The following is a 25,582-nucleotide window of genomic DNA, read 5'->3' as shown; positions in this document are numbered from 1 at the left end:
GCGCTCGCCCCCGGTTTATTCGATGTCCAGCGCCGGCTCGGCGCCCGGCTGCGCGGGCGGCAGCGGGCCGCGGCGCACGTCGCGCAGCCACACCGCCAGCAGACCCACGGCCAGCACCAGCGTGGCCGCCGCGCCCAGCGCCAGCGGATAGCCCAGCACGGTGCTGAAGCTCTGCAGCCCGGCCTGCACCTGGCCCCACGAGCCCCACAGCAGCAATGCCATGCAGACCGCGACCAGCGCCTGCGCCAGCCAGAACATGGCCCGGCGCGGGCCCGGGCCAACGCGCGACGTCACCAGGTCGAAGCCCAGATGGCTGCCCTCGTAGGCCGCGACCACCGCGCCGATGGCCACCAGCCAGACGAACAGCAGGCGCGAGATCTCCTCGTACGAGGCGATGCCGGTGTTGAACACGTAGCGCAGCACCACGTTGACGAACACGGCGATCACCATGCCGGCCAGCGCCAGCACCATGCAGTGCTCGGCCAGGCGCTGCAGCAGCGGGCGGCGCGGAGGATGGGATGATGGGGAAACGGTCATGCAACACCCTGCGTGAAAGAGGCGGGCATGCCAGCGCGCGCCCAGGCAGCGATTTCGGCGGCCAACGCATCGACCGGACGCGTGGCGTCCAGCATCAGCACACGCGGCTCGTGCAGCGGCGGCTCCAGCGTGGCGAACTGGTCGGCCACCAGCGCCGGCGAGAAGAAGTGGCCGGGCCGCGCCTGCACGCGCTGCAGCGCTTGCTCATAGTCCAGCGCCAGGAAAGCGAAACCCAGGCCAGGGCGCGCGGCGCGCAGGCGCTCGCGGTAGGCACGGCGCAGGGCCGAGCAGGTCAGCACCATCCCTTGGCGCTGCGGCGCCCCCAGCAGCGCACCCAGGCGGTCCAGCCAGCCGGCGCGGTCGGCGTCTGTCAGCGGCGTGCCGGCGCGCATCTTGGCGATGCTCTCGGGCGCGTGGTGGCTGTCGCCCTCCTCCAGCGTCCAGCCGAGCCGCTGCGCACAGGCCGCGCCGATGCTGGACTTGCCGCAGCCAGAGACACCCATGACCACCAGGGAAGACGCCGGGGCGTCAGGGATAGCGCTATCCATACCGATCCAAAACAAGGCGGCGCCCTGATGGGCCACCGCCGCTGGTTCATGCGCCGATTAAAACGCGCAAATAAAAGGGTTTTACCCAATGCCGGTCGTTGCAGACGGGCCTGATCGCGGTAAACCCCCATGAAGATAGCGCTATCTTACGCAACAATGGGGATCTTCTTCTGCGGGCTAACCCTGACCTTGATCAACCCTCGACGCTCCCGCCGCTCCAGCGGCCGCACCACCCTGGCCGATGTCGCCGCTGCCGCCGGCGTCAGCCCGATCACCGTCTCGCGCGCGCTGCGCGGCGAGCGCAGCGTGGACCCGCAGCTGGCCGAGCGCGTGCACCAGGCCGCGCGCCAGCTGGGTTACGTGCCCGATCCGGCGGCGCGCGCGCTGGCGTCCCAGCGCAGCACGCAGGTGCTGGTGCTGGTGCCGCTCTTGTCCAACGCGCTGTTCGTCGATCTGCTGGAGGCGGTGCACCGCACGCTGTTCCCGCAGGGCTTCCAGCCGCTGATCGGCGTGACCCACTACGACAGCGCCGAGGAGGAGCTGCTGCTGCGCACCTACCTGCCGCACCGCCCCGCCGGCCTGCTGGTCACCGGCTTCGACCGCAGCGAGGATGCGCGCCAGTTGCTGGCCGGCAGTGGCGTGCCTTGCGTGCACCTGATGGAAACCAGCACCGCACCGGGCACGGCCTGCGTGGGCTTTTCGCAGGTCGGCGCGGGCGAGGCCATCACGCGCCACTTGGTCGAGCGGGGGCGCCGGCGCATCGCCTTCTGCGCGGCGCAGCTCGATCCGCGCGTGCTGCAGCGCGCCGAGGGCTATCGCCGCTGCCTGCGCGCCGCCGGCCTGTACGACCCGCGCCTGGAGGTGTTGAGCGCCGAGCGCTCGTCCATGGCGCTGGGCGCGCGGCTGTTCGAGGACATGCTGCAGCGCCTGCCGGACATCGACGCCATCTTCTTCTGCAACGACGACATCGCCCAGGGCGGGCTGCTCGCCGCCGCGCGGCTGGGCGTGGCGGTGCCGGGGCGCATCGCCATCGCCGGCTTCAACGACCTGGCCGGCAGCGACCAGATGGTGCCGCCGTTGACCACCATCCGCACGCCGCGCAGCGAGGTCGGCCGCGCCGGCGCCACCATGCTGCTGGAGCTGATGCGCGGCGAGGCCGCGCCACGCTGTATCGAGCTGGACTACGAGTTGGTGGTGCGCGGCAGCACCTGACGGGCACAAAAAAGCCCGGCAACGCCGGGCTCAGGATGGCTGTGCGCCACTGCGTGCTCAGGGCAGCAGGATGACTTCCACGCGGCGCGCCTCGGCGTTGCTGCCGTCGGCCTGGGTCACTTCGGGCTTCTTCAGGTCGATGCGCGCCTCGGGCACGCCCAGCGCCAGCAGCGCATCGCGCACCGCCAGCGCGCGCTGCTTGGCCAGGGCCTCGTTGGCCGCCGCGTCACCCGTGGCGTCGTGGTAGCCCGAGACCTGGGCGGTGCGGCCGGCTTCATTCACTCCGCGCACCACCTCGGCCAGGGCCTCGTTGGCGCCCGCGGCCAGCTCCGCCTGGCCGGTGGCGAAGTAAAAGCGCACCACGCCATCGACCACCACCACCGACGCGCCGTCGGTCACCACCAGCGCGCCCGGCACCGCGGCGGCCACCATGCCGGCGGGCAGCGCCACCACGGCGCCGTTCGCCATCGACGGCGCGTGGCGGATGCCGCGTTGGTACACCACCACCCCGACCACCAGGGAAACCACGAGGGCGATCAGGGCGAACAGGAAGCCGAGGGCGAAGCGCTGCTGGCTGTCGTCGTCGGAGGAGTTGAAGGACATGCTGGAAGCTCCGGAGATGGAATGGAAGGGAAGGAGAAAATCGGTTGTTCAGGACAAACCCGCAGATTGTAGAAGCCGCCCATGCCCGTTTCCGCACCGCTCCCCCGTGATCCCGCCGCCATGCTGCAGGCCACCCTGGCGCAGTGGGGCGGCCACGAGGATCTGTGGCTTTTCGGCTACGGCTCGCTGATCTGGCGGCCGGACTTCGACTACGCCGAGTGCCGCCCGGCCAGCGTGCACGGCTGGCACCGGGCGCTGAAGATGTGGAGCCGGCGCAACCGCGGTACGCCCGAATGCCCGGGCCTGGTATTCGCCCTGCTGCCCGGCGGCAGCTGCCGCGGCATGGCCTACCGGGTGCCGCGCGCGCAGGTGCCGCAGATGCTGCCGCCGCTGTGGCAGCGCGAGATGGCGCTGGGCGTGTACGACCCGCGCTGGCTGCCCTGCCGCACGCCGCAGGGCACGGTGCGCGCGCTGGCCTTCACCCTGCCGCGCAACAGCCCGAACCACACGGGCGTGCTGCCCGACGACGAGGTGCGGCGCATCTTCGAGCAGGCCAGCGGGATCTACGGCAGCACGCGCGACTATGCCGAGGCCACGCACGCCGAGCTGCAGCGCCTGGGCATCCACGACCGCGCGCTGTCACGGCTGATCGCGCTGACCCGAAGCGGGCCGTGAAGGCCGCCGGTTGCGCGCGCGGCTGACAGGCGCCGGCCCGCCGCCGTGCGACAGTCCGGCTGCTGCCGGCGCACGCCGGCGGCGCTGGTTTTTTTCCTCTCCTTCCCGCCATTCCTCGCCTGGAGCACACACCATGACCAAGACCTTTCTGCGCCCTCTCCTGCTGGCCGGTGCCGCGGCCGCGCTCGTCGGCTGCGGCAGCGGCGGCCTGCTGCACAACCCGTCGCCCGGCACGCCTTCGGCATCGGCCACGGCGCGGCTGGAGCCCACGCGCGGCAACAGCGTCTCGGGCCTGGTGCGATTCATGCAGATGGGCGATGTGGTCAAGGTCGGCGGCGAGGTGCGCGGCCTGAAGCCCAACTCCGAGCACGGCTTCCACGTGCATGAAAAGGGCGACTGCTCCAGCGGCGATGGCAACAGCGCCGGGGGCCACTTCAACCCCACGGGCCAGGCGCATGGAGAGCACGGCCATGGCGCGCATCACACCGGCGACCTGCCCAGCCTGCGCGCCAACGCCGCCGGCGTGGCGACGATCGACTTCACCTCGACCAGCATCCGCGTGGGCGGCATCGACATCGTCGGTCGCGGCCTGATCGTGCATGCCGATCCGGATGACTACCGTACCCAGCCTACCGGCAACTCCGGTGCGCGCCTGGCCTGCGCCGTCATCACCGCCGACTGACCCGACACAGCACCACGCGGGGGCACAATCGCCGGCATGAGCACCAGCGCCCCCACCCCGCCCCTGTCCCGCGCCATCGCCGACCTGCGCAAGAGCTACGAACGCGCCGAGCTTGGCGAGGACGCCTCGCACGCCGACCCGTTGCGCCAGTTCGAGCAATGGCTGCAGGAGGCGATCGCCGCCCAGGTTCCGGAGCCGAATGCGATGACGCTGGCCACCGTCGGCGGCGACCTGCGGCCCAGTACCCGGGTTGTGCTGATCAAGGGCTACGACGCACGCGGCATCACTTGGTTCACCAACTACGACAGCCGCAAGGGCCGTGAGCTGGCCGGCAACCCCTGGGCGGCGCTGCAGTTCCACTGGGTCGAGCTGGAGCGCGTGGTGCGCATCGAGGGACGGGTCGAGCGGATCGACGCCGCCGAGAGCGACGCCTATTTTCACAGCCGGCCGCTGGACTCGCGCATCGGCGCCTGGGCCAGCCCGCAAAGCCAGGTCATCTCCGGGCGCGGCGTGCTGGTGGCCAACGCCGCGAAGTACGGGACCCAGTTCTTGCTGCAGCCGCCGCGCCCGCCACACTGGGGCGGCTTTCGGCTGCAGCCCGACTGCTGGGAATTCTGGCAGGGCCGCAAGAGCCGCCTGCACGACCGGCTGCGCTACCGCGTGGACGGCGGCGAGTGGCTGCGCGAGCGGCTGGCGCCCTGAACCGGCGCTAGCGCGTCAGCCACTGCGCGCCCAGCAGTGCCAGCGGCAGCGTCAGCAGCGCCAGGGCAGTGGAAATCGCGATCGCCGACGACACCTCGTCCTGCATCGTGCCGTAGCGCTGGGTGAACAGCAGCACGTTGGCGCCCACCGGCATGGCCGCCGTGGTGCACATGACGGCCACCGCCTGCCCGGACAGGCCGAGCGCCCAGGCAACCGCGCCCACCAGCAACGGCATGGCCAGGTTCTTCACCAGCGCGATGCGCAGCGCGCCGCGCCAGTGCTCACCGATGCGGGTATAGGCCAGGGTGATGCCGACCAGCAGCAGCGCGGTCGGCCCGACAGCGCTGCCCAGCAGCGCCAGCACCCGCTCCAGCACCCCCGGCACCGGCCAGCCGGTCTGGCCCCAGGCCAGGCCCGCCAGGATGGGCAGCGGCACCGGGTGGATGATGCTGCTTTTGACCGCCCGGCCCAGCGTGCGCCAGCGCGCATGTGGCGCGCCATCCCCGGCTGCGGCGCCCGGCGGCGCCAGCAGCAGCTCGAATACCAGCGTCGCCGCCGTCAGCAGGATCAGCGAGTGCAGCGACACCAGGGTGAACAGCGTGACCAGGCCGGATTCGCCATACACCAGCCCGATGAACGGCACGCCGATCATGACCGTGTTGCTGAAGGTGTGCGCCAGCGCCCGTGCCGCAGCCGCGCTGGTCCAGCCCTGCAGCGCCAGCGTGCCGCCGAACAGCAGCGCCACCGCGGAAAAGTACAGCGCCACCGGCGCGAAATCCAGCTCCTGCACGCGCACCTGGCCCATGGTGCGGAACAACAGCGCCGGCGTCAGCACCAGGAACACGATATTGGCCAGGTCGGGAATGGCGCCGGCGCGCACCCAGCCAATGCGGGCTATGGCGAAACCCACGGCAATGCACAGCACCACGGGCACCAGGGGGGCAAGGACGGAGCTGGACACGGTGCGTGAGGAGGGGCCTGCAGGGCAATGGAAAGCGCGCGAGTGTAGGGCCGCGCAGCATTCCTTGCTGCTACCACAAACATAGCTGACGGCCCTTGTCCGATATGGGCCTGTGGGCCAAAACATATGAAATCAGGAGAACGCCGGTGCGGCCTGGCCGCAACGCCAGGCCGGCATGCCCTGTCCGCTTCGCGCTGCGGCTGTCCGCCATCCGTCTCCTGCAAGCGCCTTCGTCTTACGTCGCGGCCCACGGGTGGGCTCGTAAGGTCACACCATCCCACCCAGCCAGGAGAGCCACCATGTTCAAGCGATTCCTCGACCCCGCCACCATCTACCTGCGCCGTGCCCAGCGCTGCATGGACGAGGCGCGCATGGCCGCGCTGGAACATGAGAGCGCCGCCGAGCACCATGCCGCCCTGGCGCGCATGTACCGCGAGCGCGTGGCCCGGCTGCGCCTGGAAATGTCGCCCGAACCGCAGGACAGCCGCCCCCTGGCCGAAGCACCGGCGCAGGGCCCGCGCGTCATGGCGCTGAAAAAGCGCGAGGACGCCCAGCCCAAGGCATCCCTGGTGCAGGAGATGGCAGGATGAAACGGCGCCGCGCCCGCAGTGGCGCCTGCTCTCCGCAAGCACGACAAAGCCGGCGCTGACGCCGGCTTTGTCGTTATGGACATCGTGCGGCGCAGGCGTTACCAGGGCATCCAGATTGCCACCAGCAGAAAGCCGATGACGACGGCGGCCACGATCAGCGTGCGGTGCGTGGCGAAACGGTTCCGCCCGGACGAGGTGGGCACGGCGCCGGGGGGTTTGGAAGGTTGGTTCATGGTGGGATGGTCAAGCAAGAAAGTTGATGGCGTCAGGGTAGGGATGGCGCATCCGGGTGCCCGTGGGGCGGGCGCCCGAACGCCTGTCAGACCTTGGGCGGATCGCTCTCGCGCGTGAAGTCGCGCGGCGCACCCAGGGCGGCCATGAAGGCCTGCACGGCATCGCCCTGTCCCTTCTCGGCCAGCACCAGCGCCTGGTCGTCCTCGCGCTCACCGGCTTCGGGCAGCAGGCGGCCCAGCAGATCGCGTGCGCTGCCCACGGCAGCGATGGGCTTGCAGTGGCGCCAGGTGTCGCGCAAGGTCTCCCACAGGTGCCCGTCGTGCTGCAGCGCATCGCAGCCGTCCGGCAGCACTACCCCGTCGAACAGGAAGCCGGGCGAATTCTCGAGCGAGGCATCGGCATCGAGGCTGCTGCCATCGGCCGCCTTCACCGGGCCGATGCGCGTGCCCACGAAGCGCCCGACGGCGCCACGCGCCAGCAGCTCCTGCTGCAGCTGACGGGCAAAGTCGCCGTCCACGCCATTGGCCACCAGGATGGCTACCTTGCGCCCGGCGATGGAACCGTCTCCGGGACGCGCCATCAGCGACAGATATTTCGACTGCGTGACCTCGGGCGCGGGCGGCCGGGCAATGGCCAGGGGCAGCGGCTCGGGCAGCGGGTCGATGCCCAGGCCCTGTGCCACCTTGGCCGCGAACTCGTCGGAGACGTTGCGCAGCGACGCCACCATGCGCTCGCGCACCGCCGGCACCGTGACCTTGCTCAGCTCGAAGCGGAACGCCGCCGCCATGTGATCCTGCTCGGCCGGCGTCTGGCTGTCCAGGAAGAGGCGCGCCTGGGCGTAGTGCTCGGCGAATTTCTCGGGCTTGGCGCGCATCTTGGCCACCCCCTCGCGCGACTCGTTGCGCGCGGCCACCGAGACGAAGCCCTGCATGCCGGCCTGGAACGGGCAGCCGCCTGCCAGCGAGTTAGGTTCGTACGCCACGCGCCCGCGGTGGATCGCCTGGCGGTGGAAGCCGTCGCGCTGGTTGTTGTGCACCTGCACGATGGGCGCGTTGATCGGGATCTCGTGGAAGTTCGGCCCGCCCAGGCGCAGCAGCTGGGTGTCGAAATACGAGTGGATGCGCCCGGCCAGCAGCGGGTCGTTGGTGAAGTCGATGCCGGGGATGATGTTGGCCACGCAGAAGGCCGCCTGCTCGGTCTCGGCGAAGAAGTTGTCAGGGTTGCGGTTCAGCGTCATGCGGCCGATGACGCGCAGCGGCACCAGCTCCTCCGGGACGATCTTGGTCGAGTCCAGCACATCGAAGCTGAAACTTTCCGCCTGCTCCTCGGTGAACAGCTGCACCGCAAGGTCCCACTGCGGGTAGGCGCCGCCCTCGATGCGCTCCCAGAGGTCGCGGCGGTTGAAGTCCGGGTCGGCGCCGGAAATTTTCACCGCCTCGTCCCATACCAGCGAATGCGTGCCGGCCACCGGCAGCCAGTGGAACTTGACCAGCATGGCCTGCCCCTGGTCGTTCACGAAGCGGTAGGTGTGCACGCCGAAGCCCTGCATGGTGGCGTAGCTGCGCGGGATGGCACGGTCCGACATCTGCCACATCAGCATGTGCGTGGACTCGGGCATCAGCGAGACGAAATCCCAGAAGGTGTCGTGCGCGCTGGCCGCCTGCGGCATCTGGTGGTGCGGCTCGGGCTTGACGGCGTGCACCAGGTCGGGGAACTTCATCGCATCCTGGATGAAGAACACCGGCATGTTGTTGCCCACCAGGTCCCAATTGCCCTCGTCGGTATAAAACTTCACGGCAAAACCGCGCACGTCGCGCGCCGTGTCCTTGGAGCCACGCTCGCCGGCCACCGTGGAAAAGCGCACGAACACCGGCGTCTGCTTGCCGGCCTTCTGAAAGGGCGCGGCGCGGGTGATGTCGGTGATCGCCTCCGTGCACTCGAAGTACCCATGCGCGCCCGAGCCGCGTGCGTGCACCACCCGTTCGGGGATGCGCTCGTGGTCGAAGTGGGTGATCTTCTCGCGCAGCACGAAATCTTCCAGCAGCGCCGGACCGCGCACCCCCGCCGTCAGCGTGTTCTGGTTGTCCGAGATGGCCACGCCCTGGTTCGTGGTCAACACCTGGCCGGCGGAGTCCACGCGCACGCGCTCCAGGCTATCGATGGTGTTGTTGCGCCCCTCGGGCGCCACGCCACCGGTCTTGGCGTTCTGATTCTCCTCCGACAGGCAGCTGGCCAGCGGCCGGCGCGAGGCCGCCTCCGCACTGGCGCCGGCGCTGGGCGCCAGGCCGTTGGCCTCGCCGTATTCCGCCGATTTGGTCGGGTTGTGCGGCATGGCCGCCGCCAGCTGCTGGGTTTCACCGGCGCGCGCGGCGGCAGGCGTCTTGGCGCCGGGCGGCACATGTGCTGGCCCGCTGTCGGTGTTGCGGGCGGCGGACTCGGCGCTGGCCTGGTCCGGGGCGATGGGGGATGGCTTCATGGACGCTCTCCTGTGGCGCTGCTGTAGGGAGCCGCAACGCTAAGAGACGCCGCCCGGGGCCGGTGTAGGAAAGCTTCCAGCCGCAAGGCAGCCTTCGGCGGATGGGATTGCCACCGGCCGACTGCCGGACTGCCTGCCTGCGGCCCTACCCACCGAAGCGCCACATGCCTACCTGCTGTGCGCCGGCCCCCTCACAACAATCGGACCACCCCTGCCAGTGGCCATGAGAGGTGTGGCCGGGCATTCCGCCCACGGCAGAACAACGAAAGGAAACCCGCCATGTCGCTCTCGCTCATCCTGCTCATCGTCCTGATCCTGATCCTGATCGGCGTGCTGCCGACCTGGGGGTACAGCCGCTCCTGGGGCTATGGGCCCGGCGGCGGCATCGGCCTGGTGCTGGTGATCCTGATCGTGCTGATGCTCATGGGGCGGATCTGACCGCCCGGCGCACGGCTCGGCTCACAGCCGGTGCACCACCAGCCGGAATTCGGGGTCATCCGGGAACGGATGCACCTCGAACCCCAGGCGGCGCATCAGCTTGAGCATGTTGGGGTTGTGCGCCAGCACCAGGCCCTGGATTTCCGCCAGGCCCCGGTCGCGCGCCATCTCCATGATGCTCAGCATCAGTCGCGAGCCCAAACCCTGGCCGGCGAAGTCGTCGGCCACCAGCAGCGCAAACTCGCAGCTGGTCTGGTCCGGATTGGTGACGTAGCGCGAGACGCCGACGATGCGCTGCGTGTAGCTCACATCGCCGTTCTCATCGACCAGGCGTTCGCGGTGCACCGCCGCCAGCGCCATCTCGCGGTCGTAGTCGATCAGCGTGAAGCGCGCCAGCATCGAGGCCGGCAGCTCTGCAATCTGCGAGACGAAACGGAAATAGCGGCTTTCCGGTGACAGATCGCGCACCAGGCGCTGCAGCATTTGTGCATCGTCCGGGCGGATCGGGCGCACCAGGTATTCGCCACCGCCGCGCATCGGCCACATCTGCTCATAGCGCGCCGGATACGGCAGGATGGACAGATGCCCGTACTGGCCGTGTGCACCGCTGTCGCCACGCGTGCTGGCGTGCTCGCTTTGGCCGACGACGATGCGCGCATCCACCGCCACTGCGCCCAGCTCATCCACGATCAGCGGGTTGATGTCCATCTGGCGCAACTGCGGCAGCGCGCAGACCATCTCGGACACGCGCAGCAGCGTCTGCTCCAGCGCCTCGCGGTCGACCGCCGCGGCGCCGCGCCACTCACCCAGTGTCTCGGCCACGCGCGAGCGGTCGATCAGCCGGCGCGCCAGGAACTGGTTCAGCGGCGGCAGCTCCATCGCGCGGTCGCGGATCAGCTCGATCATGGTGCCACCGGCGCCGAAGGTGATGACCGGGCCGAACGGGTCGTCGGTGACCACGCCGATGTTGATCTCGCGCCCGCGCCGGGCGCGCGCCATGTTCTGCACCGTCACGCCGTTCACCCGCGCGCCCGGCTGCAGGCGCGCCACGCGCTGCACCATGTCGGTATAGGCATCGCGCGCTGCGGCGCCGCTGTGCACGTTCAGCACCACCCCGCCCACGTCGGACTTGTGCGCGACATCGGGCGAGTCGATTTTCAGCGCCACCGGAAAGCCCAGCTGGGTGGCGATCATCATCGCCTCGTGCGGGCTGCGCGCCAGCACCGTGCGCGTGACCGGCACATGGAACGCCGCCAGCAGCGTCTTGGATTCCATCTCGGTCAGGATGTGCCGGCGCTCGGCCAGCACGGTCTCAATGACCAGGCGTGCGCCCTCGATGTCGGGCTTGACCAGGGCCGACAGCGGCGGCGGCGTCTGCTGCAGCAGCTGCTGGTTCTGGTAGAAGCTGGCGATGTTGCCGAATGCGCCCACCGCCGCCTCGGGGGTGCGGAAATTGGGAATCTGCGCCTCGCGCAGCAGCTGGCGCGCCGGCACAACGCTGGCGTCGCCCATCCAGCAGGCCAGCAGCGGCTTGGGCGCCAGGCGCTTGACCTCGGCCAGCGCGCGCGCCACGGCCGTGCCGTCGATGCCCTCCTTGGGCGAGAAGATGGCCAGCACGCCATCCACCGCGCGGTCGCGCATGGCCGCGTCCAGCGCCGCGCGGTAGTGTTCGGCGCCGGCTTCTTCCGACAGGTCGATCAGGTCCGACAGCGAGGCTAGCGGCGGCAACTGGGGCTGGAGTTTTTGCACTGTCTCGGCCGACAGCCGGCCCAGCTGCAGCTCGATCTCGCAGGCCCAGTCCGCGGCCAGCACGCCGGGGCCGCCGCCGTTGGTGATCAGGCCCAGGCGCCGGCCCACCGGGCGGTAGCGCGAGGCCAGGCACTTGGCGGCGGAAAACAGCTCGACGAACGAGCGCACGCGCACCGCGCCAGCGCGGCGCAGCGCGGCGTCGAACACGTCGTCGCTGCCGACGATGGCGGCGCTGTGCGTCTGCGCCGCCTCGGTGCCGGCGGGCTTGCGCCCGGCTTTCAGCACCACCACCGGCTTGGCATAGGCGGCCGAGCGCAGCGCGCTGAGGAAGCGCCGGGCGTTCTGGATGCCCTCCATGTAGACCACGATGCTTTGCGTGCGCGCGTCATTGGCCAGGAAGTCCAGCGCCTCGCTCAGTCCCAGGTCGGTGTGCGGCCCCAGCGAGATGACGCTGGAAAAGCCCACGGCGTTGTTGCGTGCCCAGTCCAGGATCGAGGCGGTGAGCGCGCCCGACTGGCAGATCAGCGCCAGCGACCCTTCGGCCGCCAGCGGCCCGGCGGCGCTGGCGTTGAGCTGCAGCGCCGGGCGCTGAATGCCCAGCGAGTTCGGCCCCAGCAGCAGCATGCCCTCGCGCCGGGCGGTCTTGTGCAGCTGTTCGGCCAGCTCCTGGCCGACACCGCTGGAGACGATCAGCGCGCAGCGGCAGTTCACACGCCCGGCCAGTTCCAGGCCAGCCGCCAGCTCGTCGGGCGGCAGGGCCAGCACGGCCAGGTCGGCACGGGTCTGCGCCAGGTCGGCCAGGGTGCCGCTGGTGTGCACGCTGATGAACGTGAGCGTGCCGCTGTAGCGCTGCGCGCGCAGCGCCTCCAGCAGGATGCGGCCCTGGGGCGTCAAGGTGTCGGGCGCCTCGCTGTCGCCGGCCAGCACGATGATCGAGCCGGGGGCGAACAGCGGAGTGAGGTAATGCTTGTCCATCATGGCGGTGGGCAGACGGGTCGGTGCAAGCCCGGGTGCGGGCACGAACAGCTGGGCGAGGAACCTGGCCTCGCGGCCAGCACGGCAGTCCCCGGCGATGGCACTGGGCCTCGGGTCGGGCGGTGGCGCGCATCCCTGAAAAAGGTGCGCAGCGCTGGCGCCGGCGCCGGCGGAACGCGGTCATTGTGGCGCAAGCCGGGCGCGCGCCAGCCCATCGGCGTCAGTCGGGCGACTGGGCCGGTGCCCTGCCAGGGCCACCAGACAGCAGCGTGGCCAGGGCCTGCGCCGTGGCGCGCGCCGCGCCGCGGTGCGCGGCGGTGAACTGCACGGCCCGGCCCGCCATGGCCTGCAGGCGCGGCGTGTCCTGCGCCAGCGCCAGCGCTGCCTGCACGCCGGCGGCCATGTCCGCCACGCGCAGGGCAGCGCCCGCGGCCAGCGCCAGCTCCGCCGCCTCGGTGAAATTGAAGGTGTGCGGCCCCATGACCGCCGGGCAGCCGCAGGCGGCGATCTCGATCAGGTTCTGCCCACCCAGCGGCGCGAAGCTGCCGCCCAGCAGCGCCACGTGCGCCGCGCTGCAGTACGCCTGCATCTCGCCCAGGCTGTCGCCCAGCCAGACGTCAGCCGCGGGCGGCGCCCCCGACGCGCCCCACTGGCTACGCCGCGCCACGCTCAGGCCGGCCGCCGTGCACAGGCGCTCGACCTCGTCGAAACGCTGCGGATGGCGTGGCACCACCAGCCACTGCACCGGCTGGTTTGCTATCTCTTCAATAGCTGAAAGCCCATGTTTCATATGGGCTGAAGGCAGTTTTGACGTTAAAACCTCCAGCCACATCGCCTCCTCGCCCTCGCGCGCGCTGGCCAGCAGCAGCACCGGCCGGCCGGCCGCGGCGCGCCAGGCGCGCCCGCGCTGCTGCTGCGCGGCGTCCGGCTGCACGTCGAACTTCAGGTTGCCCAGCGCCCCGGCCACCGGCGCGCCCAGATCGCGCAGGCGTGCGGCATCGGCCTCGGTCTGCGCCCAGACCGCCGCCAGGCCGGCATAGGCCGGCCGGGCCAGCCACGCCAGCCGCCGGGCACCGGCGTGCGACTTCGCGTTCAGACGGGCGTTGGCCAGCACCAGCGGCACGCCGCGTGCGCGGCAGGCGGCGGCCAGCTCAGGCCAGACTTCCGTCTCCATCAGCACGCCAACATTGGGCCGGAAGTGCGCCAGGAAGCGCCGCGTGGCGCCGGCCGTGTCCCAGGGCAGCCAGGCCTGCCGGTCGCCCGGCTGCAGCAGCGCGGCGCCGGCCGCGCGCCCGGTGGCCGTGCCGTGCGTCAGCAGCAGCTGCATGCCGGGCAGCGCGGCGCGCAGCTCGGGCAGCAGCAGCGCGGCGGCCCGCGTCTCGCCCAGCGAGACGGCATGCAGCCAGACCAGCGGGCCGGATGCAGCGGCTGGTGCCGGCGCGGCATAGCGCCCGAAGCGTTCCTCGACATGTTCGCCATAGCCCGCCTCGGCGCGTGCGCGCCGGCGCAATTTAGCGCGCAGCAGTGGTGTCGCCAGCCGGGTCAGCAGGCCGTACAGGCGCAGCGCCAGCGCCTGCAGCGCCGCGCGCGCCATGTCAGTGGGCCGCCCCGCCGATCCGGGCGTCCGGCTTGACGCGCGCCAGCAGCGCGCGCATCTCGCCTTCGATGCGCGCCAGCGCCTCGGGCGTCTGGCCCTCGAAGCGCAGCACCAGCACCGGCGTGGTGTTGCTGGCCCGGATCAGGCCGAAGCCGTCCGGCCAGTCCACGCGCAGGCCGTCAATGGTGCTGACGCGCGCCGGCGCGGCGAAGGCATCGGCGGCCAGCGCCTGCAGCTCGGCGCTCAGGGCGTGCGGCTCGCCTTCCTTGCAGGCGACGTTCAGCTCGGGCGTGCTGTGGCTGGTGGGCAGCTGCTCCAGCACCGCGCTGGCGTCGGCGTGGCGGCTCAGGATTTCCAGCAGCCGGCAGCCGGCGTAGGTGCCGTCGTCGAAGCCGTACCAGCGTTCCTTGAAGAAGATGTGCCCGCTCATCTCGCCGCCCAGGGGCGAGTTCAGCTGCTTCATGTGCGCCTTGATCAGCGAGTGCCCGGTCTTGAACATCACCGGCTCGCCGCCCGCCTCGGCGATGGCCGGCGCCAGGCGCTGGGTGCACTTCACGTCGAAGACGATGGGCGCGCCCGGCACGCGCGCGAGCACGTCGCGCGCGAACAGCATCATCTGCCGGTCGGGGAAGATGTTCTCGCCGCTGCGCGTGACGATGCCCAGCCGGTCGCCGTCGCCGTCGAAGGCCAGGCCGAGCTCGGCGCCGCTGCCCTGCAGCGCCGCAATCAGGTCGCGCAGGTTCTCCGGCTTGCTCGGGTCGGGGTGGTGGTTCGGAAAGCTGCCGTCCACCTCGGAAAACAGCTCGACCACCTCACAGCCCAGGGCGCGGAAGATGCCCGGCGCCGAGGCACCGGCGATGCCGTTGCCGCTGTCCACGACGATCTTCATCGGGCGCGCCAGCCGCACGTCGCCGGTGATGCGCGCGGTGTAGTCGGGCAGCACGTCGGCTTGGCGTACGTCGCCGCCCGGCGCGGCCTGCCAGTCCTGCGCCTCGATGGCGCGGCGCAGCGCCTGGATCTCCTCGCCGAAGATGGCGCGGCCGGCCAGCACCATTTTGAAGCCGTTGTAGTCCTTGGGGTTGTGGCTGCCGGTGACCTGGATGCCGGACGTGCACAGCGTGCTGGCGGCGAAGTACAGCATGGGTGTGGTCACGGCGCCCACGTCGATGACGCGCAGCCCGACCTCGACCAGGCCCTCGATCAGCGCCGCCGCCAGCGCCGGGCCGGACACGCGGCCGTCGCGGCCCACGGCCACGGCGGCCTCACCCTGGCGTCTGGCCGCCATGCCGAAGGCCCGGCCCAGGGCGCGCGCCACGTCCTCGTTCAGCGTGGCCGGCACGATGCCGCGAATGTCGTAGGCCTTGAAGATGGCGGGCGATGGGGGCTGTTGCACGGGCGGGGGCTCCTGGTCCTGGGGTCTGCGGGCGCGGCGCGCTGGGGTTGCCAGAGCGCCGGCAAAGCCGGGCATTGTAGGAGCCCCCCCACGCCACAGGGCACCGAAACGTGCCGCGTTCGCAGGTCCGAAAACGGCCAGCGCGGCGCCCCTGGCGCTTCCTATCATGGCGCCATGCCCCGCCCGACCGCCCCGCGCCACGCTGCCCCCGCCACCCCCGGCGCCGGGGACGACGCGCTGTGGCGCGCGCTGCAGACGCGCGACGCGCGCTTCGACGGGCGCTTCTTCACCGGCGTGACCTCCACCGGCATCTACTGCCGCCCGGTGTGCGCGGTGCGCACGCCGCGGCGCGAGCACTGCCGCTTCTTCACGCTGGCGGCGCAGGCCGAGGCAGCCGGCTTTCGCCCCTGCCTGCGCTGCCGCCCCGAGCTGGCACCGCAGGCGCTGGCGTGGTCCACGCAGGACGCCACCGACATCCTGCTGCAGCAGGCACTGCGCCTGTTGGACGCGCCCGGCACCTGGCAGCACGACGGCGGTGCGCTGGTGGCGCAACTGGCCGCACGGCTGGGCGTCAGCGACCGGCACCTGCGGCGCATCTTCCAGGCGCGCCTGGGCGTGTCGCCGCAGCGCTGGCTGACCACCCGGCGCCTGCTGGCGGCCAAGCAGCTGCTGGCCGACACCGCCCTGCCGGTCACCGAGGTGGCGCTGGCCAGCGGCTTCGGCAGCGTGCGCCGCTTCAACGCCGCTTTCGCCGCGCACTACCGCATGCCGCCGGGGCAGCTGCGCCGGGCGCTGCCCGCCGGCGCCGCCAGCCACGCCAGCCGCCCGGTGCCGCTGGGCCTGCGCCCGCCCTACGACGCACAGGCGCTGGCGCAGTTCTTCGCCCAGCGGCAGCTGGACGGCATGGAGTGGACCGACGCCGCACCCACCGGCCCGCTGCTGCGCCGCACCCTGCGATTGATGGACGGCGGACGCGGCGGCGCCGGCTGGCTGGAGCTGCGCTTCGATCTGCCGCGCTCGCGCGTGCTGCTGCAGGCCAGCGACGGGCTGCTACCCGTGCTGCCGCAGCTCATCGGGCGCGTGCGCGCCTGGCTGGACCTGGACGCCGATCCGGCGGCCATCGACGCCGTGCTGGCGCCGCACTTTCGCGGCGGCGCCGGACTGCGCGTGCCAGGCACGCTGGACGGCTTCGAGTTGGCAGTGCGCGCGGTGCTGGGCCAGCAGGTCACGCTGGCGGCGGCGCGCACCCTGGCGCGGCGGCTGCTGGCGCGCTTCGGCACGCCGCTGGCCACGCCCTGGCCGCAGCTGAGCCGGCTGTTTCCCGCACCTGAGGCGCTGGCCGGCGCCACGGCGGCGGACTGGGCGGATCTGGGCATCGTGCGCCAGCGCCAGGCGGCGATCACCGCGCTGGCACAGGCGGTGGCCGAGGGCCGGCTGGTGCTGGACGCCTGCGCCGACCTGGCCGCAACGCTGCAGGCGTTGCGCGCTCTGCCGGGCATCGGCGACTGGACTGCGCAGTACATCGCGCTGCGCGCGCTGCGCTGGCCGGATGCCCTGCCCGCCGGCGATGTGGCGCTGCAGGCTGCTTTGGGCCTGCGCGGCGCGGCGCAGCCAGTCCGCGCCACGGCCGCCGCTTGCGAGGCCTGGCGCCCGTGGCGCGGCTATGGCATGTTGCGCGCCTGGGCAGGATGGGCATATCCGCTATCTGATTGATAGCTGAAGGCCCTTTTTCCTCATGGGCCAAAGGCACTTTTTATTCACAACCGCGGGCTGGAACCGCACGGGAGCAGAGATGAACGCCAACGACCTTTTGCCGCGCGTGCAAAACCGCGTCGCCACGCCGCTGGGGCCCGTGCATCTGGCTGCCAGCGCCCACGGCTTGGCCGGACTGTGGTTCGAAGGCCAGCGCCACCTGCCCGCGCGGCTGTCCGGCCCCGACGCCTGGCCGGTGGACGCGCACCACCCGGTGCTGCGCGCCGCCGCGGCGCAGCTGAATGATTACCTGGACGGGCGCCGTGGGCACTTCGACCTGCCGCTGGACCTGGGCACGGGCACAGCCTTCCAGCAGTCGGTCTGGCACGCCCTGCTGGGCATCGCGCGCGGCGACACCAGCAGCTACGGCGCACTGGCGCGCCAGCTCGGCCGGCCGACCGCCGTGCGCGCGGTGGCCAGCGCCATCGGGCGCAACCCGCTGAGCGTCGTCGTGCCCTGCCACCGGGTGCTGGGTGCGCGCGGCGCGCTGACCGGCTACGCTGGCGGGCTGCAGCGCAAGCGCGCGCTGCTGCGGCTGGAAGGAGCGCTCGCGCCTGCACCGCCCGCCATCTCCTGACCACCCGCCCTGCCGCATGCCGCCTGCTGCCCGTCTTGAAGCCCCCACGTCCACTCGCCTGCCCGCCTGGGTGGCGGAATTCGTTTTGCTGTCCGGGCTGTGGGGCGCGTCGTTCCTGTTCATGCGCCTGGGCGCGGTGGAGTTCGGCCCCCTGCCCACCGCCGGGCTGCGCGTGGCACTGGCCGCGTTGTTGCTGCTGCCGCTGCTGGTGATCCGGGGCGAGGGGCCGGCGCTGCGCCGCCACTGGCGCCCGGCGCTGCTGGCCGGGGTGGTCAACTCGGCGCTGCCGTTCTCGCTGTTCGCCTGGGCGGTGCTGCACATTCCCACCGGACTGGGCTCGATCCTGAACGCAGCGGTACCGCTGTTCGGCGCGCTGGTGGCGCTGCTGTGGCTGGGCGAGCGCATCACGCGCTCGCGCTGGCTGGGCCTGGGGCTGGGCTTCGTCGGCGTGGCGCTGCTGGCCTGGCGCGCGCCGGCCGGCGGCGTGGCGGCACAGGGGCCCGCCACCCTGGCGGTGGTGGCCTGCCTGCTGGCCTCCACCTGCTATGCGGTGGGCGCCAGCTTCGTGCAGCGCTACTTGCAGGGCGTGCCACCGCTGGCGTGCGCCACCGGCAGCCTGGTGGGCGCGGCGCTGGCCCTGGCGCTGCCCACCGCCTGGGCCTGGCCGGCCCGGACGCCCAGCCTGGGCGCGTGGGCGGCGGTGGCAGCCATCGCCCTGCTGTGCACCGGCCTGGCGTACCTGCTGTACTTCCGCCTGATCGTGCGCGCCGGGCCCAGCCGGGCGCTGGCCGTCACCTTCCTGGCGCCGGTGTTCGCGCTGGCCTACGGCCGGATCTTTCTGGGCGAGCCCATCACGCCGTGGATGGTGGGCTGCGGCCTGGTGATCGTCTGCGGCACTATGCTGTCCACCGGGCTGGTACTGCGGCGCCGGCCCTGAACCACCGACCCCTGGGCTGGCCGGCACCCGGGCGCCCTCGCTACAATCTGATACATGCCGCTGTCTTCCGGGACCGGGCCTCGCTCCGCCTGCGCGCGGCGGCGCGGGCGCGGCTTTCTGCAACCCACCTTTTTCCTCCATGAGCGGTCTTTTCGCCTTCTCGGGCGTGGTCCATTTGCTGCTGATCGCGCTGCTGGCGATCGTGCCGCGGGGCTTGCTGCTGCACCCCGGCCTGCGCGCGCGGCTGGCGCTGGGCATGCTGTGCGGCCTGGCGTCGCTGGTCATTGCCAGTCTCGTGGACACGGGAATGGAGGGAGCCATCTCGCCGCTGCACCCGTCGTTGGTGGCCAGCGCCGCCTACATGACCGGCGCCCTGCCGGGTCTGCTGGCAGCGGTGCTGGCGCTGGCCGGCCAGTGGTGGCTGCCCACGGCCGACTGGACCGGCGCCGCGCTGCTCGCGCTGGGCAGCTGGGCGTCGGGCCTGGCATGGCGGCTGGCACGCGGACGCGGCTGGGCCGTGTCCTGGGGTGGCGTGCTGGGCCTGGCCCTGACCCTGCCGCTGATGTTGGCGGCGTGGCTGGCGGTCAGCACCCCTGCGTCCGGCACGCTGCTCGATGCGCTGGCGCGCGACGAACCCTGGCGCTACGCCCTGGGCGTGATAGTCCTGTGCGGCGGCGCGCGTCTGCTGCGCGGCCAGGCGCTGTCGCTGTCCGCGCTGGGCCGGCGCGAGGAAGAACTGGTCAGCGCCCTGCGCGCTCCAGGCGGCGGACGCTGGGAGTGGGACGTGCCCGCCCAGCGCCTGTCCTACGGCGGGCGGTTGTACCGCCGCTTCGGTCTGCCCGACAGCCCGGAGGACGCCGGCACCCTGGCGCAGCTGGCCCTGCGCAGCCGCGCCTGCCGGCGCTGGAGCCACGAGCGCCACCACCCCGAGGACCTGCGCCGGCTGGCGCCGTACCTGCGCCGGGTGCTGGACGGGCAGGAGCCGCAGGTCAGCGCCGAATACCGCATGCGCGACGACCAGGGCCGCTGGCGCTGGCTGGTCTCGCGCGGCCACGCCGTCGAGCGTGCCCCCGACGGGCGCGTGCTGCGCCTGTCGGGCATGGACCTGGATGTGACCGAGCAGCGCGAGCTGCATGATTCGCTGCGCAGCGCCGAGGCGCAGTACGGCACCATCTACCAAACCCTGCCCGATGCCGCCGGCATGGTGCGGCTGCCGGACGCCTGCATCCTGGACGTGAACCCCGCCTTCGAGCGCCTGCTGGGCCTGCCGCGCACGCAGATCGTCGGGCACACTGCCAGCGAACTGGGGCTGTGGGCGCAAGAGGAAGAACGCCTGCGCCTGCGCCAGGCGCTGGCCGAGCAGGGCGAAGTGCGCAGCATGCCGGTGACGCTGGGCCGCAGCGGCGGCACCGTGCCGGGCCTGCTGTCGGTGCGCCGCGTGCGCCTGGACGACGGCGAATGCATGGTGTTCGTGTTCCACGACCGCACGCAGGAGCAGCTGGTGCGCGAGCAGCTGCTGGCCAGCAACAGCCTGCTGCGCCAGGCCGGGCGCATGACGCGCATGGGCGTGTGGGAGGACTCGCCCGGCGGCGCCGGCGCGCACTGGTCCGATGTCTGCTATGACCTGCATGGCGTGCCGCCGGGCCAGCCGGTGCCGCGCGACTACGTGGAGCGCTTCGTCGCGCCCGAATGGCGCGAGCGCGTGCGCGCGCTGCTGCTGCAGTGCGTGCACCAGCGCCTGCCGTGGCGGCTGGAGCTGCAGATCGTGCGCGCCGACGGGCGCCGGCTGTGGGTGCGCGCGCATGGCGAGCCGGTGCTGGAGGCCGGGCGCGTGGTGCGCCTGCGCGGCGTGATCCAAGACATCGACGCCATGCGCCGCGCCACCGAGGGCATGCGCGCGTCCGAAGAGCGGCTGGCGCGGCTGTTCCAGATGCTGCCCACGCCGATGGGGTTCAGCCGGCGGAGCGACGGCGTCTACCTGGACGTGAACCCAGCGTGGGAGCAGCTCACCGGCTTTTCGCCCGAGCGCTCGGTCGGCCAGTCGTCCATCACCCTGGGCATTTGCACGCCCCAGGAGCGCGAGCGCATGCTGCAGGCAGCCGAGCGCGGCGAGTGCAGCGCCTACGAGATGGAGATCAGCATCGCCAGCGGCGAGCGGCGCACGGTGCTGCAGTCGCTCACGCCGGTGGACCTGCTGGGCGAGCAGTGCTGGCTGTTCACGCTGATGGACATCACCGGGCGCCAGCAGCAGGAGCAGCGCGTGCGCGAGCGCGAGGACTTGCTGTCGCTGACCATCGCCGCGGCGTCGCTCGGCCTGTGGGACTGGGACCTGGAGGCCGGCACCATCACCGGCGACGAGCGCTGGCGCGCCATGCTTGGCCTGGACGCCCAAGTGGCACGCGCCGAGCCCTGGACCGTGGTGCTGTCCAGCGAGGACACCGGTGCCGTTGCCGCCGAGCTGGCGCGGCACCTGGACGAGCCGGCGCAGCCCTTCGACGTGACCTGCCAGCCGGCCACGCCGGGCGCGGCGCCGCGCTGGATACGTTACCTGGGCACGGTGGTGGCCTGGACCGACGCCGGCGCGCCGCAGCGCATGGTCGGCACCGCCATCGACGTGACCAGCCAGCGCACGCAGGAGCAGCAGCTCGAGCGCATGGCGCTGTACGACGCGCTGACCGGCCTGCCCAACCGCGTGCTGCTGGAGCGGCGCCTGCGCGCCGGCATGCTGGCGGCGCGCACGCGCGGGCAGCGCCTGGGCGTGGGCTACCTGGACCTGGACGGCTTCAAGCCGATCAACGACCGCCTGGGCCATGCCGTGGGCGACCGCCTGCTGGTGCAGGTGGCCGAGCGGCTGCAGGCCGCGTTGCGCCCGGGTGACAGCGTGGCGCGGCTGGGCGGCGACGAGTTCGTCATCCTGCTGCCCGGACTGCAGGGCGCCCACGAGTGCGAGCGCCAGTTGCAGGCGCTGATGCAGCGCATCGCCGCGCCCTACCCGCTGGCGGGTGAAAGCGCCCAGGTCACCGCCAGCATCGGCTACACCCTGTTCCCCGACGAGGGCACCGAGGCTGATGCCGACGCCGATGCCGACATCCTGCTGCGCCATGCCGACCAGGCGATGTACGCGGCCAAGCAGGCCGGGCGCAACCGCCTGCACGCTTTCGACGCCGCCCAGGCGCGCGCCCGGCTGGAACGGCAGGCGCAGGGCGCCCGGCTGCTGCAGGCGCTGCAGGACGGCGAACTGGCGCTGTACCTGCAGCCCAAGGTGGACATGCGCCTGGGCCGAGTGGTGGGGGCCGAGGCCCTGGCGCGCTGGCAGCATCCGCAGAATGGCGTGCTGGCGCCGGCGCACTTCCTGCATTTGCTGGACGGGCATTCCGAACTGCAGGCGCTGTTTGGCGAATGGGTGGTGGACACGGCGCTGGCGCTCATCGCCGCGTTGATAAGCGACGGGCTGCCGTTGCCGGTGAGCATCAACATCACGCCCGAGCACCTGCAGCGCCCCGGGTTTGCCCAATGGCTGCTGTCGCGCATGGCGCTGCACCCCGAGGTGCCGGCGGCGCTGCTGCACCTGGAGCTGACCGAGAGCGCGGCGCTGTACGACATCGCGCACGCCGCTCGGGAGCTGGCCGAAGTGCGCGCGCACGGCGTGGGCGTGTCGTTCGACGACTTCGGCACCGGCTATTCGTCGCTGTCCTACCTGCGCCGCCTGCCCATGGACCACCTGAAGCTGGACCGCAGCTTCGTCGCCGGCATGCTGCACGACGCCGGCGACCGCGCCATCGTGCGCGGTGTGATCGGCCTGGGGCGCTCGTTCGGCTGCGAAACCGTGGCCGAAGGCGTGGAGACCGTCGAGCAGGGCAGCATGCTGCTGCGCATGGGCTGCCGGCTGGCGCAGGGCTACTGCATCGCCCGGCCCATGCCGGCCGGGCAGTTCGGCGCCTGGGCGCGCGGCTGGCAGGCGCCGGCGCAATGGCTGCAGGCGGTCCCGGCGGACGATGACCTGCCCGGCCAGCGCCTTGCAGGGCCCTGACGCCGTTTTGACATGAAAAAAGCTGCCAGCCCTTGTGAATCAATGGCTTGCAGCTATCAAATCAGGAGCGAAAGGCGGCTACCCCACCAGTTCCTTGATCTGCTGCAGCGCCGCCGGGTCTTCCATGGTGGTCAGGTCGCCCGGGTCGCGCCGTTCGGCCACGGCCTGCAGCGCGCGGCGCAGCACCTTGCCGCTGCGCGTCTTCGGCAGCACCGAGACGAACAGCACCCGCGCCGGCCGCGCCACGGCGCCCAGCTGGGCGTCGACCTGCTTCATCACCTCGCCCTCCAGGCGCAGGCGCGCGGCGTCCTCGACGACGGCGCCGGCGTCGCGCGGCACGGCGAAGGCCAGCGCCACTTGGCCCTTCAGGGTATCGGCGATGCCCACCACCGCCACCTCGGCGATGGCCACATGGCCGGCGATGCACTCCTCGATCTCGCGCGTGCCCAGGCGGTGGCCGGCGACGTTGATCACGTCGTCGGTGCGCCCGAGGATGAAGTAGTAGCCGTCGGCGTCGCGGATGCCCCAGTCGAAGGTGCTGTAGATCAGCCGGCCGGGGATGCTCTTCCAGTAGGTATTGACGAAGCGCTCGTCGTCGCCCCACACGGTCTGTAGGCAGCCGGGCGGCAGCGGGCCCTCGATGGCCAGCACGCCTTTCTGGTTCGGCCCGGTCAGCTCGGCGCCGCTGGCCTCGTCGATCAGCTTCACGTCGTAGCCGTAGACGGCCTTGCCCGGGCTGCCGAAGCGCGAGAGCTGCGGCTGCACGCCGTTGCACAGCGTGAGAATCGGCCAGCCGGTCTCGGTCTGCCAGTAGTTGTCGATGATCGGGATGCGCAGCGCGTCGCTGATCCAGGTGGCCGTGGGCTCGTCCAGCGGCTCGCCGGCCAGCCACAGCGCGCGCAGGCTGGAGATGTCGTACTTGCGCAGGTACTCGGGGTCATGCTTTTTCAGCACCCGCACCGCCGTGGGTGCGGAGAACATGTGCGTCACCCGGTATTTCTCGACGATGCTCCACCAGATGCCCGCGTCCGGCCGGATCGGCAGGCCTTCGTACATCACCGTGGCCATGCCGGCCAGCAGCGGGCCGTAGATGATGTAGCTGTGTCCCACCACCCAGCCGATGTCGCTGGTGCAGAAGTAGGTGTCGCCGGCGCTGGCCTGGAAGATGTGGCGCATGCTGGCCGCCAGCGCCACGGCGTAGCCGCCGGTGTCGCGCTGCACGCCTTTGGGTTTGCCAGTGGTGCCGCTGGTGTACAGGATGTAGCTGGGGTGCGTGGCATCGACCCAGGTGCAGGGCACCCGGGCATCCAGGTGCTGCGCGCGCAGCGCCGCCCAGTCGTGGTCGCGCCCGGCGGTCATCGGCGCCTCGGCCAGACCACGGTCGACCAGCAGCACCGCGCCGGGCTGGTGCGGCGACAGCGCGATCGCCTCGTCCAGCAGCGGCTTGTACGCCACCACCTTGCCGCCGCGCGAGCCGGCATCGGCGCTGACGATGACCTTGGGCGCGGCATCCTGGATGCGGCTGGCCAGCGACGACGAGGCGAAGCCGCCGAACACCACCGAGTGGATGGCGCCGATGCGGGCGCAGGCCAGCATGGCGAATGCTGCCTCGGCGATCATCGGCATGTAGATCAGCACCCGGTCGCCCTGCCCGACGCCGAGCGACTGCAGCACCGCCGCCATGCGCTGCACCTCGCGCTGCAGTTCGGCGTAGCTGTAGGTCTTTTCGCTGCCGGTCTCGGTGGAGATGGCGATCAGCGCCGCCTGCTCGCCGCGCTGCGCCACGTGCCGGTCCACCGCGTTGTGGCACAGGTTGGTGGTGCCGCCCGCGAACCAGCGCGCGAACGGCGGCTGGTCGTAGTCGCAGATGCGCGCCGGCGGCGTGTGCCAGTCGATCAGCCGCGCCTGCTCGCCCCAGAAGGCGTCACGGTCGTCGATGGAACGGCGGTAGAACTCGGCGTAGTCGATCTGTGCGCTGGCCATGGGGCGTCTCCTGTGGGGCTGGGCACGCCGCACGATGTGCGCGGCGGCAGGTCACTCAAAATTCATAATTATTCATGGGCCGCTTGCGGCAAGCTGACGCCAGCCGACAGGCGCATGGCGGACCCTTCACTATCAAAAAGAGAGCTGCAGCCCCTTGCATACCAAGGGCCAGAGGCATAAAACCTTGCAAACCTGGCAAAGGGCAGCGCCTTCTCCCATCTCTCCTGCCCATCCACCTGGGTAACGGCGACAGCCGGCGGCGGGCCGCTCGCCGTGCTTGGTGGCGGTGGCAGTGGGCATTACTTGATGAGCGCCAGCATGTCCTTGAACGCCGGGTGCTCGCAGCTGCCGAGCCACTCGAACGCCACCATCTCGGTGGTCACCAGCTCGGCGCCGGCGCCGGCCAAGCGGTCGAAGGCGGCATCGCGGTTGCGCTCGGTGCGCGAGGCGCAGGCGTCGGTTACCACCCAGACCTCGAATTCGTCGTCCAGCAGGTCCAGCGCCGTTTGCAACAGGCACACGTGCGTCTCGCAGCCGGCGATGACGATGGACGGGCGCTCGTCTTCGGGTGGCTGCGGCTCGCTCTTGCGCAGGTGCTTGGGCAGGCTGCGCGCGTTGCCGCCCTGCGGCGGCTGCGGCTTCGCCGGCGGGCGCAGCCAGTCGGCCAGACCGTCGGGCACGGCGCTGAAGTGCATCTTGGCCAGCGTGCGCCGGCACAGCGCGCGCAGCTCGGCATCGTTGGCGCCCAGGCGCCCGGGGTTCTGCTCGGTGCCCCACACCGGCACGTCCAGCAGCTGCGCGACGCGTGCCAGCCGGCGCGCGTTGGCCAGCGCCGCGGCGCCGTCGGACAGTGCCGGCATCAGGCGCTCCTGGTAGTCCACCAGCACGAGTTGGGATTGCGAGGCGTCGAGCAGCATGGGCGGTCCTTGAA

21 protein-coding genes are annotated in these 25,582 nt (G+C 71.7%); 10 read left to right on the top strand and 11 right to left on the bottom strand.

The window, feature by feature from the left end; translation table 11 throughout:
* Nucleotides 1-15: 15 nt before the first annotated feature.
* Together BLQ61_RS02330 and BLQ61_RS02325 are read right to left on the bottom strand one after the other, a co-directional pair.
* Nucleotides 16-537 (bottom strand): TRAP transporter small permease, encoded by a 522-nt coding sequence (locus BLQ61_RS02330; RefSeq protein WP_091566229.1) that lies wholly within the window; start codon nt 535-537, stop codon nt 16-18.
* Nucleotides 534-1,085: a gluconokinase gene (locus BLQ61_RS02325; protein ID WP_245703782.1), complete on the bottom strand. Its 552-nt coding sequence runs from the start codon at nt 1,083-1,085 to the stop codon at nt 534-536. Before BLQ61_RS02325 ends, BLQ61_RS02330 begins: the two co-directional genes overlap by 4 nt.
* Before the next feature lie 156 nt (nt 1,086-1,241).
* Between BLQ61_RS02325 and gntR the strand changes: the two genes are divergently transcribed.
* On the top strand, nt 1,242-2,297 hold the full coding sequence (gntR, locus tag BLQ61_RS02320; protein ID WP_175488188.1) for an HTH-type transcriptional regulator GntR: 1,056 nt from the start codon (nt 1,242-1,244) through the stop codon (nt 2,295-2,297).
* A gap of 57 nt (nt 2,298-2,354) precedes the next feature.
* Here the strand turns inward: gntR and BLQ61_RS02315 are convergent, their stop codons facing one another.
* Nucleotides 2,355-2,900, bottom strand: a complete 546-nt coding sequence (locus BLQ61_RS02315; protein WP_091566220.1) for an OmpA family protein — start codon at nt 2,898-2,900, stop codon at nt 2,355-2,357.
* Nucleotides 2,901-3,020: 120 nt separating this feature from the next.
* Between BLQ61_RS02315 and BLQ61_RS02310 the strand changes: the two genes are divergently transcribed.
* The 3 genes from BLQ61_RS02310 (at nt 3,021) to pdxH (ending at nt 4,959) form a co-directional block, all read left to right on the top strand.
* Nucleotides 3,021-3,575, top strand: a complete 555-nt coding sequence (locus BLQ61_RS02310; protein ID WP_091566217.1) for a gamma-glutamylcyclotransferase — start codon at nt 3,021-3,023, stop codon at nt 3,573-3,575.
* Between the two features lie 133 nt (nt 3,576-3,708).
* Nucleotides 3,709-4,257, top strand: coding sequence for a superoxide dismutase family protein (locus BLQ61_RS02305; protein ID WP_091566215.1), 549 nt, complete (start codon nt 3,709-3,711; stop codon nt 4,255-4,257).
* Between the two features lie 36 nt (nt 4,258-4,293).
* Entirely contained in the window at nt 4,294-4,959 is a 666-nt protein-coding gene (pdxH, locus tag BLQ61_RS02300) for a pyridoxamine 5'-phosphate oxidase (protein WP_091566212.1), read from the top strand.
* 7 nt (nt 4,960-4,966) lie between these two features.
* Here the strand turns inward: pdxH and BLQ61_RS02295 are convergent, their stop codons facing one another.
* Nucleotides 4,967-5,920 carry an AEC family transporter gene (locus tag BLQ61_RS02295; RefSeq protein ID WP_091566209.1) on the bottom strand — a complete coding sequence of 318 codons (954 nt, stop codon included), beginning with the start codon at nt 5,918-5,920 and terminating at the stop codon, nt 4,967-4,969.
* A 299-nt stretch (nt 5,921-6,219) separates the two neighbouring features.
* On the opposite strand from BLQ61_RS02295, the gene BLQ61_RS02290 reads away from it, so the two are divergent.
* Nucleotides 6,220-6,510, top strand: a complete 291-nt coding sequence (locus BLQ61_RS02290; protein ID WP_091566207.1) for a hypothetical protein — start codon at nt 6,220-6,222, stop codon at nt 6,508-6,510.
* A 98-nt stretch (nt 6,511-6,608) separates the two neighbouring features.
* Here the strand turns inward: BLQ61_RS02290 and BLQ61_RS17690 are convergent, their stop codons facing one another.
* Both BLQ61_RS17690 and BLQ61_RS02285 read right to left on the bottom strand, forming a co-directional pair.
* Complete coding sequence (locus BLQ61_RS17690) at nt 6,609-6,743, bottom strand: hypothetical protein (RefSeq protein ID WP_281218488.1); 135 nt, start codon at nt 6,741-6,743, stop codon at nt 6,609-6,611.
* Nucleotides 6,744-6,829: 86 nt separating this feature from the next.
* A complete protein-coding gene (locus tag BLQ61_RS02285) occupies nt 6,830-9,220 on the bottom strand; it encodes a catalase (protein ID WP_091566204.1) in 2,391 nt (796 codons plus the stop codon).
* A gap of 279 nt (nt 9,221-9,499) precedes the next feature.
* Between BLQ61_RS02285 and BLQ61_RS02280 the strand changes: the two genes are divergently transcribed.
* Nucleotides 9,500-9,658 (top strand): DUF3309 family protein, encoded by a 159-nt coding sequence (locus BLQ61_RS02280; protein WP_091566201.1) that lies wholly within the window; start codon nt 9,500-9,502, stop codon nt 9,656-9,658.
* 21 nt (nt 9,659-9,679) lie between these two features.
* Here BLQ61_RS02280 and BLQ61_RS02275 read toward each other — a convergent pair whose 3' ends face one another.
* From BLQ61_RS02275 to BLQ61_RS02265, 3 genes are all read right to left on the bottom strand, one after another.
* Entirely contained in the window at nt 9,680-12,385 is a 2,706-nt protein-coding gene (locus BLQ61_RS02275) for a bifunctional acetate--CoA ligase family protein/GNAT family N-acetyltransferase (RefSeq protein WP_091566199.1), read from the bottom strand.
* A gap of 217 nt (nt 12,386-12,602) precedes the next feature.
* Nucleotides 12,603-13,976 carry a 3-deoxy-D-manno-octulosonic acid transferase gene (locus BLQ61_RS02270; RefSeq protein WP_175488187.1) on the bottom strand — a complete coding sequence of 458 codons (1,374 nt, stop codon included), beginning with the start codon at nt 13,974-13,976 and terminating at the stop codon, nt 12,603-12,605.
* 1 nt (nt 13,977) lies between these two features.
* Nucleotides 13,978-15,372, bottom strand: a complete 1,395-nt coding sequence (locus BLQ61_RS02265; protein WP_245703781.1) for a phosphomannomutase/phosphoglucomutase — start codon at nt 15,370-15,372, stop codon at nt 13,978-13,980.
* 174 nt (nt 15,373-15,546) lie between these two features.
* On the opposite strand from BLQ61_RS02265, the gene BLQ61_RS02260 reads away from it, so the two are divergent.
* The 4 genes from BLQ61_RS02260 (at nt 15,547) to BLQ61_RS02245 (ending at nt 22,668) form a co-directional block, all read left to right on the top strand.
* The gene (locus tag BLQ61_RS02260; protein WP_091566193.1) at nt 15,547-17,085 is read left to right on the top strand and encodes an Ada metal-binding domain-containing protein; all 1,539 of its coding nucleotides are present in this window, start codon (nt 15,547-15,549) and stop codon (nt 17,083-17,085) included.
* A gap of 79 nt (nt 17,086-17,164) precedes the next feature.
* Entirely contained in the window at nt 17,165-17,701 is a 537-nt protein-coding gene (locus BLQ61_RS02255; protein WP_091566190.1) for a methylated-DNA--[protein]-cysteine S-methyltransferase, read from the top strand.
* Between the two features lie 16 nt (nt 17,702-17,717).
* The gene (locus BLQ61_RS02250) at nt 17,718-18,638 is read left to right on the top strand and encodes a DMT family transporter (RefSeq protein WP_091566186.1); all 921 of its coding nucleotides are present in this window, start codon (nt 17,718-17,720) and stop codon (nt 18,636-18,638) included.
* Between the two features lie 139 nt (nt 18,639-18,777).
* Nucleotides 18,778-22,668, top strand: coding sequence for a sensor domain-containing protein (locus BLQ61_RS02245; RefSeq protein WP_091566183.1), 3,891 nt, complete (start codon nt 18,778-18,780; stop codon nt 22,666-22,668).
* Between the two features lie 78 nt (nt 22,669-22,746).
* Here the strand turns inward: BLQ61_RS02245 and BLQ61_RS02240 are convergent, their stop codons facing one another.
* Nucleotides 22,747-24,651, bottom strand: coding sequence for a propionate--CoA ligase (locus BLQ61_RS02240; protein WP_091566180.1), 1,905 nt, complete (start codon nt 24,649-24,651; stop codon nt 22,747-22,749).
* 299 nt (nt 24,652-24,950) lie between these two features.
* On the bottom strand, nt 24,951-25,568 hold the full coding sequence (locus BLQ61_RS02235) for an isochorismatase family protein (protein ID WP_091566178.1): 618 nt from the start codon (nt 25,566-25,568) through the stop codon (nt 24,951-24,953).
* Between the last annotated feature and the right edge of the window lie 14 nt (nt 25,569-25,582).

Source organism: Oryzisolibacter propanilivorax, from assembly GCF_900103645.1.
Taxonomy (GTDB): Bacteria; Pseudomonadota; Gammaproteobacteria; order Burkholderiales; family Burkholderiaceae_C; genus Melaminivora; species Melaminivora propanilivorax.
This window is presented reverse-complemented; position numbering and strand designations above follow the sequence as displayed.